The sequence below is a fragment of the Methylorubrum zatmanii genome, from assembly GCF_014845115.1.
In the GTDB taxonomy this organism is placed as follows: domain Bacteria; phylum Pseudomonadota; class Alphaproteobacteria; order Rhizobiales; family Beijerinckiaceae; genus Methylobacterium; species Methylobacterium zatmanii.
Genome location: NZ_NKUI01000158.1, coordinates 1 through 11045, shown reverse-complemented (window position 1 = coordinate 11045; position 11045 = coordinate 1). Strand labels below are relative to the sequence as shown.

Sequence of the window (11045 nt, the reverse complement as noted above, 5' to 3'; positions counted from 1 at the left end):
CAATCTCCCGCATAGCTCGATCTCCGCCTCCCGGCACGCTATCGCCAAACTCTTACCCTGAGCCGTCTGCACCTCGATCTGGCGCAGCTTCAGCACCACCTGCTCCGCACCCGTCTTCTGACCTCGCTTCATGTCCAGCTCCTTCAGTCCTGGCTGATCCTCTCAATCAACCCGGTCCAAAGCCAGCCGGTCAGGTCACGCCGAGGCCGCCATCCTGCGCGCGCACACTCAACTCGGGCTCGATCACAACGAAACCCGTTCCTGGCACGGCTGGCACCGGCACGTCAGTCTGGTGATGATGGCCTTCGCCCTGCTGGCGGTGATCCGCCACCATGCCAATGCGCCGCCCCCAAAAAGCAGGATCCGAACGTATCGGCGCGGCCCCTGATCCGCTGGTCCGTTCAGGAAATCCGCCGCATCGCCGTGCGACTGGCACAGCGGCGCATCCAACCCTCTCACGTCGTCGCCTGGTCGCTCTGGCGACGGGCCCATCAGGCCGCCGCTCGCCAAGCCCATCTCAAACGACGGACCGTAGATGCAAAACGGGGGCGGCGCAGAAAGCCAAGCAAGAAGAGCCCTCTAGCTGCTTATTCAAAAACGCAACTGTAATGCTAAGTTCTCCCTCTTCGCCGCGCGCTTGCGTCCGCGCCATCTTGACGGCGTGGTCCAGAATTCCCAGGGCTTCATGCACCTGATCCAAAAAGCGGCGTCCTGCCGCGATTACACGAACTCCGCGCGTGTTGCGGTCGAAAAGCACGATACCAAGCTCGTCCTCCAGCGCTTTGACCCTCGAACTGACGCTAGATTGGCTGACGCCAAGCACTCTGGCAGCCCGATGAAAGCTCAAATGCTCCGCAACGGCTAAGACTTGAATGAGAGCCGTCATCGGAAATCGACCACTTAGAAATCTAGGGAATGTTGTTACTGCTTCGTTCTGCCTGTTCATTCTATGTCGTCGCATACCTATCCCATTATGAACTTGCCGCACCTTGGTGACGACGGGCGTTTGCGTCATCAGGCAAGGCGGCTGTCGTGGCGCCATGATTTAAAGATGCGCGTTGAAACGGGGCACGACGTAGGTGCCAAGCTCCTCGACCACCTCGGGGGCGGGGCGGCGGCCATATTTGAGGTTGAGGATGATGTGATCGACGCCAATCGTTTCCAGCGTTTCCAGAAGCGTCAGCAGATGGTCGCGTCCCAGCCTGAAGCCCAGGTGGATCGGTGACGGGGGCGTGGCCGGATGTGCGTCGAGATCGATATAGAGCGACTGAAAAAACGGCTTGTAGGTCTCGCCGACCTGCGCCTTGACCGACTCCCGCCAATTCTGCACGAACAGTTGCTGTGCCTGGGGCGGCCGCGGGTAAGTCATCCATCCGCTGCTCTCCCGCGCGATCCAGTCCAGGGATTGGCGGCTGTTCCCCGTCACGAAGAAGGGGATTTCGTTCGTGGTAGGCTTCGGGATCAGGTCGGCGCCTGCCAGCAGGCCACGGCTCCACTGTAACGGCTCGAAGCTGGTGCTCTGCACTCGGCGGATAATGTCGAGATTTTCACGGAAGACGTCGCCCCGCTGGTCCGGGTCCACGCCGAAGGCGGGAAATTCCACCGGGCGATCGCCTGTGGCGACTCCCAGGAGCAGGCGACCATCACTCAGCCGGTCTACGCTCGCGGCGGCTTTGGCCGTATGAAGCGGATGGCGCAGCGGGATCGCGATCGATGCGGTCCCGAGTGCGATCCTTGAGGTCCGGGCAGCGATGAAGCCGAGATAGACCCACGGATCGAAGACCTGTCCCACGTCGCCGAAACTCGGATCGCGCAAGGGTACGTCCCGGAACCAGAGCGTGGAGAAGCCAAGCTCTTCCGCGCAATTGGCCAGCTCGACCTGGCTGAGCATGGCCGGAGCATCGCCCTGGAACGCCTCAATAGGGAAGAATAGCCCTAGGCTAAGATGGCCAGCCTTGAAGGTGTAGCGGAACCCGCGATGCTGTTGGTAGGGAATAGTATTGGGCTGATACATCTTTATTTCCTTGATGGTTAGCTTCTCCGGCACGCGCATCGTCAAATCAGGGCTTCAAGGTTTTCTAGGTAGGTCGAGATGTTTTCCTCATGGCGCTTGTAATAGGTCCAGGGACCGACACGCTTTGATGTGACCAGTCGGGCGCGCTGCAACGACGCCAGATACAGGGACACCGTCGACTGGGAGAGGCCGACCCGTTCCTGGATGGCGCTCACGCAAACACCGACCTGTTCGGGATCGACTTCCTGCCCCGGAAAATTCTCGCGAGGGTTCTTCAACCAGCCGAGGATTGCGAGGCGGGTCGGGTTATCCAGAGCCTTCAATGTATCGCTGACGTTCGTATTGATCGGTACGCGCCATCTTGTTCCCGGCGGCCGCAGGCGGAAGCGCGAGCCGCGTCCAGAGGTCCGGACGCGGCTCGCAAGCTCACGACTGGTAGGTGCGATAGTCGGTGTAGCCCTTGTCGGTGCCGCCATACATGGTTGCCGGATCTACCGGGGTCAGCGGCCAGTTGTTGGCGATGCGCTTGGGCAGATCAGGGTTCGCGATGAAGGGACGGCCGAATGCAATCAGGTCGCCCCAGCCAGACTCGATCACCCGCACGCCGCGCTCTGCGGTATATTTTCCGGCATAGATCACCCTGCCGCTAAAATTCTTCCGCACATCCTCGCGAAATGTCTCAGGCAGTTCAGGCGCATTGTCCCAGTCAGCTTCGGCGAGCGAGACGTAGGCGATCCCGATGTCTTCGAGAACCTTGATGGCTTCGATATAGGTCGCGTGGGGATCGTCCTCGACGAGGCCGAGATAGACGCGATCCTCTTGGGTGGTCGCGAACAACGGCGCAAATCGCACCCCTACCCGATCCTTGCCGACGACATCGGCGACCGCCTGCGTCACTTCACGCAGGAACCTCAGGCGGTTCTCCAGGGAACCGCCATATTCGTCGTCGCGCCGGTTGGTGTGGGCGGATATGAACTGGTTCACCAGATAGCCGTTCGCGCAGTGGATCTCGACGCCATCGAAACCGGCTTCGAGCGCATTGCGTGCCGCCTGCGCATAGAGCTGCACCAGCTCCTTGACCTCTGCGGTGGTCAGCGCGCGAGGAATTGACGGCTCTGCCAATGCGCCCTCACCGGGGCCAGTTTCAATGAACACCTTGACGGCGTTCGCGGCGATCGCCGACGGCGCGACAGGCGCTGCTCCCCCCGGTTGCAGCGAGGTATGGGAAACACGGCCTACATGCCAAAGCTGGAGGAAAATAATCCCGCCTTCGGCATGCACCGTGTCGGTCACCTTGCGCCATCCCGCGATCTGTTCCGGGCTGTGGATGCCCGGCGTCCAGGCATAGCCCTGGCCGCGAGGCTCGATCTGCGTACCTTCGGTCACCATGAACCCGGCGCCGGTGCGCTGACGGTAATAGGCGGCCATGAGGTCGTTGGGGATATTTCCCGGCTGCGAGCTGCGCGAACGCGTGAGCGGCGGGAGGACGATCCGATTGCGCAGGGTGTACGGACCTAATCCAACGCTGTCGAAAAGAACCGAGTTCTTCATTTCATTACTCCTAAATATCGCGATTTATAGATGTGCAAGGCAGTAAAATGCTTGCAACCACTGGATTTCAGTACAGTCCGAAGGGCGCCTCGTTGAGGCTCACAATGATGTTCTTCTTCTGGCTGTAGGCGTCCAGCATGGACTTGTGGGTCTCACGGCCGATGCCCGACTTCTTGTAGCCGCCGAACGGGGCATGCGCCGGAAGTTCATGATAGGTGTTGACCCACATGCGGCCCGTCTCTACCGCGCGCGCCACCCGGATCGCCCGGTTGATGTCCTGGGTCCAGACGCCGCCGGCCAGGCCATAGTCCGACGCATTGGCCAGCGCGATGACCTCATCCTCGTCCTTGAACGGCAGCACGACGACCACCGGGCCAAATATCTCCTCCTGGGCGACGCGCATGTCGTTGCGGACATCGACGATGATCGTCGGCTGGATGAAGAAACCGGCGTCATAGCCGCTGCCGGTCAGACGGCTGCCGCCGGTCAGGATGCGCGCGCCTTCTTCGGTGGCGAGCTTGATATAGCCCATGATGCGGTCGGTCTGGGTCTGGCTGACCTGCGCGCCCATCTGGGTGTTCTCATCAAGCGGATCGCCGACGCGGACCTTCTCGAACCGCTCCTTCAGTTCATCGACGAAGCGATCATAGATCGATTCATGGACGAACAGCCGGGCGCCGGACTCGCAGACCTCACCCTGGTTCCAGAGGATGCCCAGGGCGGCAGCCTCCACCGCGCGATCCCAATTGGCATCGGGGAAGACGATGTTGGCGGACTTGCCGCCCAATTCGAGCGTCGCGGGGATGAGCTTTTTGGCGGCGGCTTCCGCCACAATCCCACCGACGCGGGTCGAGCCAGTGAAGGCCAGCTTGGCGACCTGAGGATGGTCGAGGATCGCTTGCCCGGCCACGGCACCAGTGCCCGAGACAATGTTGACCACGCCGGCCGGCAGCACCTGGGCGAAGATCTTGGCGAGTTCGAGGATCGTGACCGGCGTCATCTCGGACGGCTTGATGACCACCGTGTTGCCCGTCGCGATCGCCGGCGCGATCTTCCAGGCCGCCATCAACAGGGGGAAGTTCCAGGGAATGACCTGCCCGACGACGCCGATCGGTTCGTTGATCGTCAGACTCATCGTCTGCTCATCGATCATCGCCACTTCGTCCGAATGGCTGCGGATCACGCCGGCGAAATAGCGGAAATGGTCGATCGCGAGCGACACGTCGAGCCGGGCTTCGCGGACGGGCTTGCCGACATCCATGCTCTCGAGAACGACGAAGCGTTCGGCATCGGCCTCGAACAGATCGGCGATCTTGAGGAGCGCATTCGCTCGATCGGTCACCGAGGTCTTGCGCCAGGTCTGGAAGGCGCGGGCAGCGGCCTGGACGGCGCGATCGACATCGGCGGCCGTGCCGTTCGGGGTGCGCGTCAGATAGGCGCCATTGGCGGGATTGATACTCTCGATCGTCTCGCCATTTTCGCCATCGACCCATTGGTTGTCGATGAAATGACCATAGCTATCATCGGGAGCGTAGGTCGCTGCGGTTTTGTTTAGCATCAGCACTGTGCATCTCCTTTGGTGCGGGAGTGATGCTGACAAAGTAGAGTTATATCGAGAAATGTCAATATCGCGATGTTGCGATGCAGGGTCTGTTGAGAGCCTCGCCGTACTCAGAAATCCGGGTATGCATCTGAATATCATAGGCAAATTATCCTCCCGACCGACCGTCCAGCATTCTTGTCCCGAGCGACAAGCCTTCAGTGCCCCCTCAATCATTGCCACGTTCGAAGATCGGGGCAGCCGACCGCGGAGGGCCGCCATGTCGTCGGATCGGGACGCAATGCGTTGCTGCGAGGGAATGACCCTGACTTTCATTGCCTGGGTCGTGTTTTGAAATGAGACTTCAAGCCGGCTGCCCGGTGTCGTTCCGACCCACCAGACAGACGCCTTGCCATGGCGTCAGTGCGGCTTGCCGCACGGCCTGCGCAAAATCCGCGTAGCTGGGCGAGGATCGCAGGAAATCTGATTCATCACTCTGTGCGGGCCAGCGGGCGATATGGCCGGTGCGTGGCCCCTCGGGATCGAAGCGCGGAGGCGGCACCAGATACGCCCATCCATAGGCGTGCTCACGCTCCTCCAGGTGATCGCGCAACAGGGCGTGGGCACGGCCGCGCGGAAGGGTGACCGGCGGAAAGGATGGAGATTGCCAGAAGCGGTGGCCGTCCGGCAATCGCACCGTGCCGGCCCCACCGACGATGACGACCTGGATCGAAAGCTCCTGCCCAAGGTCCGCCACGGACTTCATGATACGCTCGTGGAAATCGAGAACCGCACTCGGCTCAATTTCGCCACGCAGGCGCACGGCATTGACGATGATCGTGCAGCCCTCGACAGCGGCGGTAATCGAACGGGATCATCGATGTCGACTGGCGCGACACGAATATGTCCATTAGTCGCCTTCAACGCGGCCATTCGGCAAAGCCAGAAACCGAAACGCTTGCCACTCCAGCACCCTGGCGGCATCAGAGCCCGGATGGCTAGTGAGATATTGCAATATTGCAAAATATAATTATATAAACGAACATGAGCATCGATATCAGTGAAGCACTCAAGGCCTTGGACAATCCCGCCCGGCTCGCAATCCTGGCGAAGCTCAAGGACCCGCGAAAAAGTTACCCTGAACAGGACGTTGATCCTGAGCAGGTTGGCGTCTGCGTGAGCATCATTCAGGAACAGGCTGGCCTGTCCCAGTCCACCGTTTCTCTGTACCTGACCGCTTTGCAGCGCGCCAAGCTGGTGACCTCGCAGCGCATCGGACCCTGGACCTATTACAAGCGCCACGAGGAGAATATCGCGGCCCTCCTGAAGGAACTGCGCGACCTGATCTGAGCGGCGCGCTCCGGCGCCGCTCCATCCCCATCTGATCAGTTCCGATCGATCTCAACGACCAGACGCCCGCGCACCTTCCCCGCGAGAATGTCGGCTCCGGCCGCGATGGTATCTTCCAGACGGATGGTCGAGGTGATCCCGGCAAGTTTGCCGCGATCGAGGTCGGTCGCAAGGCGTGCCCAGGCTTCAACGCGACGCGGCTTCGGGCACATGACGGAATCGATGCCGAGCAGCGAGACACCGCGCAGGATGAAGGGCGCCACCGAGGCAGGGAGATCCATCCCCTGCGCGAGGCCGCATGCGGTGACGGCACCGCCATATCTGGTCATCGACAGGACATTGGCCAGAGTATGCGATCCCACACAATCGACGCCGGCGATCCAGCGCTCCTTGCCCAGTGGCCGCCCGGCGCCAGAGAGTTCGTTGCGATCGATGATCTCGGTCGCGCCGAGGCTTTTGAGATAGTCCGCCTCTTTGGCCCGGCCCGTCGACGCGATGACGTGCCATCCAGCCTTGGCGAGCAGGGCAATCGCGACCGAGCCGACGCCACCGGCCGCACCTGTGACGACGACAGGCCCGTCAGTCGGCTTCAGTCCATGTTTCTCAAGGGCAAGCACGCTGAGCATGGCGGTATAGCCCGCGGTGCCGATCGCCATCGCTTCGGCAGGCGTCAGGCCGTCCGGTAGCGGCACCAGCCAATTGCCTTTCACTCGGCTCTTTTCCGCATAGGTGTGCGGTGAGTTGCCCGCCGACGCGGCCGGCGCGACCTGGACCGACCGCGTGCTGCGGCCCGGCGCGCTCTTCCTCGTCGGCGATCCGAAGCAGGCGATCTACCGCTTCCGGGGCGCAGACGTGTCGACCTACGTGCAGGCGCGCGACTGCATCCGCGCCAAGTCGCCGGATGACGTGATCTCCGTCTCGACGAACTTCCGGTCCTGCCGCTCGATCCTCGCCTTCGTGGACAACCGCTTCCGCGAGGTGCTGCAGGTGGAGGGGCAACCGGGCTACGTCGCCCTCGACCCGTTCCACGATGACCACGACCGGGGTCCCTGCGTCGCCGCCCTCGACATCCCAGCGGCGGAGGGAGACGGGAAGCGCAGCGCCGACGCCCTTCGCGACGCCGAGGCGGAAGCCGTCGCGGACCTATGCGCGCGCCTGATCGGCCACCGTCTCGTGACCTGCAGCCGCAACGGGACCCGGATCCTCCAGGCCGGCGACATCGCGCTCCTCGCGCCGAGCGGCAGCGACCTGTGGCGCTACGAGGAAGCCCTGGAAGCCAGGGGCATCCCGGTGTCGACCCAGGCGGGGAAGGGGTTCTTCCGCAGGCAGGAGATCCAGGACCTGATCGCCCTGACGCGGGTCCTGGCCGACCCTCGCGACACCCTGGCCCTCGGGGCGCTCCTGCGCGGCCCGGCGGTGGGCCTCACCGACGAGGAACTGCTCGACCTGGTTGACGCCCTGCCGCGCGACCCCGAGCGACCCGACGCGCGGCAGAAGCTGCGACTCGGCCTCGACGTCGCGCACGTCGCCCACCCGGTCGCGCGGGAGGTCATCGGGCGCCTGCAGGTCCTGGCGAGGCAGGCGCTCGGCACGACGCCACACGACATCCTGAGCCAGGCGGTGGACGCGATCCGGCTTCGGCCCGTCGTCCGGCAACGGCACGACGGCCACGCCGAGCGCGCACTGGCGAACGTCGATATCTTCTTGGAGATGTCGCGCCCCTACGCCGTGCGCGGCCTGCGCGCCTTCGCCAGGGCGATGAAGGCGGCCTGGGACGGGCGAACGCGCACGGTCGAGGGGAGGCCCGACGCCCAGGAGGCGGCGGTCTCCCTGTTCACGATGCACGCGTCCAAGGGCCTTGAGTGGCCCGTGGTTATCCCGATCAACACTTCGACCAGGACGAAGGCCGTGAGCGGAGCCCTCGTCGACCGACCGGCGAACTGCCTGTACTGCCCGGTCTTCGGGGTCCGCCCGGCCGGGTACGAGGATGCCTTGGACCGCGAACGCCGCGAGGCCGGCAACGAGCGGGTGCGGCTCTGGTACGTCGCGGCCACGCGGGCCCGCGAGACCCTCGTGCTGCCGCGCTTCCCCGAGCCGTCCGACCGGACCTCGTGGGCGTCGGTGATCGCCCTCGGCCTCGACGCCGTCCCCGCCATCGATCTGGAACGGCTTCCGCTCCGGCCGATGGCGGCCATGACGGAGACGCTGAACGAACAGACGCGCGAGGTTTTCGCCTCGGAGGCGGCGACGGTCGCGCGCCATCGGCGGCTAACGTGGATCGTGCCGAGCCGGGACGACGCCCCGGTGCCGGGGTTCGAAGACGCCGGCTCCGAGCCGCTGCCCGTTCCGACCGAAGCGGTATCGGCGCCTCTGCAAGGCGGCCGGGAGCGAGGCACGGTCATCCACAAGCTCTTGGAGGAAATCCTCACCGGGGAGCTTGATGAGCGTGACGGGCTTGAGGCCCGCGCCCGTTTCCTCGCGGGGCACCTGGGTCCGTACGGGGAGGACGGCCGGCCTGCCGCGCTCGATCCCGCCGACATCGCGGCCTGCGTCGCCAGGGCGCTCGCCCTCCCGCAGGTCGCGGGCATCCGCGAACGCCTCCGCGCGGAGGTGCCGGTCTACGCTTACGAGGCCCTCGACGAGGAGGAGCGGGCGACCGCGGGCGTGGCAGATGCACTGGCCTGCGACGAGCGCGGACAGCCGGACGTGGTCGTTGACTGGAAGAGCGACGTCGCCCCGGGGAAGGATGCACTCCTGGGCTATCGCGCGCAGGTCGCGCGTTACCTCGCCGCGACCGGCGCGCGTCTGGGCCTGATCGTGTTCGTGACCGACGGGAACGTCGTCTCCGTCACGCCGGCCTGAGGCCGGCACCGCCCGCGGGTATCCTCGGGACATGCTGGGGTTAGTCGGCGGGTCCGCCGACCGAACTCTGGGCGCTGCATACCTCCCGCCGGCTTTTGAGCCCAAAGGTGGAGTCTTTGGTCACCCATCTCGCCAAGGCTTGGAGGCCTCGGCAACCGCGCTCCCCGCGCGATGAGGGGTCATGGGTGCGAAAGCGGTGATCAAACAGGGGGGAAGCGACCAGTGGTGCGCCAAGATCCGCTCCCTGGGAGGCCCGCGCATCACGCCGCGGTGGCTCTTCAAGTACAGCCACAACCACATGTTGGGTAGGGGTGGCCACATCGACCCGAGGGTGCGTCGAGCTCTGATCCTCGAAGACGCGCACACCTGGAATTGCCGCTGACGTTCAAAGCAGCTTGCTGTCGGGCACGGGCGGGGCGCCGGAGGCGCCCCGCACCATACACCTGACTGCCCCGAAGGCCTGTGGTTGCAACGAGGGCTGCACTGCTCAACAGCCCTTCCGGCCCAGCATAAAAGCTCAAGCCGTAAGATGCGAGGATCTTGTGGATAACCGATCATTTTCATGTCCCGCCCGAACCTAAACCGTGGGCCACGGGAAGCGCGATAGAGCCTCACTCACCGGATTTCAGGTCAATTGGCACTTTGTGCCAACGGCTCAGACTTTGGGGCTGGCAACCGGTTCCTCGCCCGTTCCAAGGCCATGAATCAGCCATCACCTAGCAAACTTCACATTCCCTGCCTCCTCCAGGCATGCTTGCTTGAACACGACCATGGTTGCCTGCCTGGACATTTGGACAAACTAGCAAGAGGCTCGCTCTCACTCGTGGATTTGCTGGGATTTGCATGATGTCGAAGCGGGGCCGGTATGACCTAGGTGCGATAATGCGCCGAGCATGGGAGATGGCTCGGGAGGCGGCATTCGCAGTTGGCGAGCGGGCACGGGCTCACCTTGCTGCCGCGATGCGCAGCGCGTGGGCCGAAGCCAAGTTGGCACTCGCGCCGACGAAGACGGAGCAGGATCGTCTCTCTCCGAGCGACATGATCGGACATGAGGACGACTACCAAGGCCGGGTTCTAAAATATATCGGCATCAAGCCGTGGTCCTCGAAAGATGGATACGACAAGCGCGATTACATTATTTGCGAAATAGATGGACAAATAAAAGACAAAGGACTGATGTATTTCCTTAAATCTGGACAAGTTGACCTCTTTCACATAGAGGTTACCACTCCCTTTGGGGCAATTTGGTGTCACGAAAACATAGAGGCCGAACTTCTTAGCTGAATTTTCGCGCTGCGGGTTCTTATGCGGCTGAGTGAAGCGCGGGACAGCTTGCGAGCAGGGCCGCCAATGGCTGCCGGGATGACACAATGCTCGGTCTCCCGACGCTTCTTCAATCGGGAGCGCTTCGCAGCCCAGGGCGGCGCGCTCATGCGTCACGACCTGGCCCCTGCGCACCTTCGCGGCCCCGCCGTCCCGGCAGATCCCCGATGCCCCAAGTGGGCGGCCACTCCATCAAAGAACCCCGGCCTGTGGCAGATCTCGTAGGCATACCGAGGTTCCGCAGTGCCTCCACCGCCTCGCGGTCGCCCACGCCCTCAAGGGCCTCCTCGCCGAGCCCGAGCACGCGCTCGCAGAACCGGCGGATCGCATGGTGGGTCACGAAGGCCCGCTGCCCGCCGCTGTGGTCGTGCACCACCTCGGACGGCACCGGGGACGGGGCGGGCT

9 protein-coding genes and 2 pseudogenes are annotated in these 11045 nt (G+C 63.5%); 4 read left to right on the top strand and 7 right to left on the bottom strand.

Annotated elements, in window-relative coordinates:
- Nucleotides 1–220: 220 nt before the first annotated feature.
- A pseudogene (locus MZTS_RS18640) lies at nt 221–388 on the top strand (IS701 family transposase); the annotation flags it as partial.
- Between the two features lie 129 nt (nt 389–517).
- Here MZTS_RS18640 and MZTS_RS18635 read toward each other — a convergent pair.
- From MZTS_RS18635 to MZTS_RS18610, 6 genes are all read right to left on the bottom strand, one after another.
- Nucleotides 518–946 carry a LysR family transcriptional regulator gene (locus MZTS_RS18635; RefSeq protein WP_246482178.1) on the bottom strand — a complete coding sequence of 143 codons (429 nt, stop codon included), beginning with the start codon at nt 944–946 and terminating at the stop codon, nt 518–520.
- 99 nt (nt 947–1045) lie between these two features.
- Nucleotides 1046–2053 carry an LLM class oxidoreductase gene (locus MZTS_RS18630; RefSeq protein ID WP_003606532.1) on the bottom strand — a complete coding sequence of 336 codons (1008 nt, stop codon included), beginning with the start codon at nt 2051–2053 and terminating at the stop codon, nt 1046–1048.
- 2 nt (nt 2054–2055) lie between these two features.
- Nucleotides 2056–2337: an ArsR/SmtB family transcription factor gene (locus MZTS_RS18625; protein WP_246482177.1), complete on the bottom strand. Its 282-nt coding sequence runs from the start codon at nt 2335–2337 to the stop codon at nt 2056–2058.
- 103 nt (nt 2338–2440) lie between these two features.
- On the bottom strand, nt 2441–3565 hold the full coding sequence (locus MZTS_RS18620; protein ID WP_003606534.1) for an alkene reductase: 1125 nt from the start codon (nt 3563–3565) through the stop codon (nt 2441–2443).
- Between the two features lie 67 nt (nt 3566–3632).
- The gene (locus MZTS_RS18615) at nt 3633–5123 is read right to left on the bottom strand and encodes an aldehyde dehydrogenase family protein (RefSeq protein WP_192284976.1); all 1491 of its coding nucleotides are present in this window, start codon (nt 5121–5123) and stop codon (nt 3633–3635) included.
- Between the two features lie 346 nt (nt 5124–5469).
- Nucleotides 5470–5928 carry an NAD(P)-dependent oxidoreductase gene (locus MZTS_RS18610; RefSeq protein WP_192284975.1) on the bottom strand — a complete coding sequence of 153 codons (459 nt, stop codon included), beginning with the start codon at nt 5926–5928 and terminating at the stop codon, nt 5470–5472.
- Between the two features lie 221 nt (nt 5929–6149).
- Here MZTS_RS18610 and MZTS_RS18605 point away from each other — a divergent pair, with 221 nt between their 5' ends.
- Nucleotides 6150–6455, top strand: a complete 306-nt coding sequence (locus tag MZTS_RS18605) for an ArsR/SmtB family transcription factor (RefSeq protein WP_003607199.1) — start codon at nt 6150–6152, stop codon at nt 6453–6455.
- A 35-nt stretch (nt 6456–6490) separates the two neighbouring features.
- On the opposite strand, the pseudogene MZTS_RS18600 reads toward MZTS_RS18605, so the two are convergent.
- A pseudogene (locus tag MZTS_RS18600) lies at nt 6491–7183 on the bottom strand (acrylyl-CoA reductase family protein); the annotation flags it as partial.
- Nucleotides 7184–7196: 13 nt separating this feature from the next.
- On the opposite strand from MZTS_RS18600, the gene MZTS_RS18595 reads away from it, so the two are divergent.
- Nucleotides 7197–9317, top strand: coding sequence for a UvrD-helicase domain-containing protein (locus MZTS_RS18595; protein ID WP_246482176.1), 2121 nt, complete (start codon nt 7197–7199; stop codon nt 9315–9317).
- Between the two features lie 900 nt (nt 9318–10217).
- Nucleotides 10218–10601, top strand: a complete 384-nt coding sequence (locus MZTS_RS18590; protein ID WP_192284974.1) for a hypothetical protein — start codon at nt 10218–10220, stop codon at nt 10599–10601.
- Nucleotides 10602–11045 lie beyond the last annotated feature (444 nt).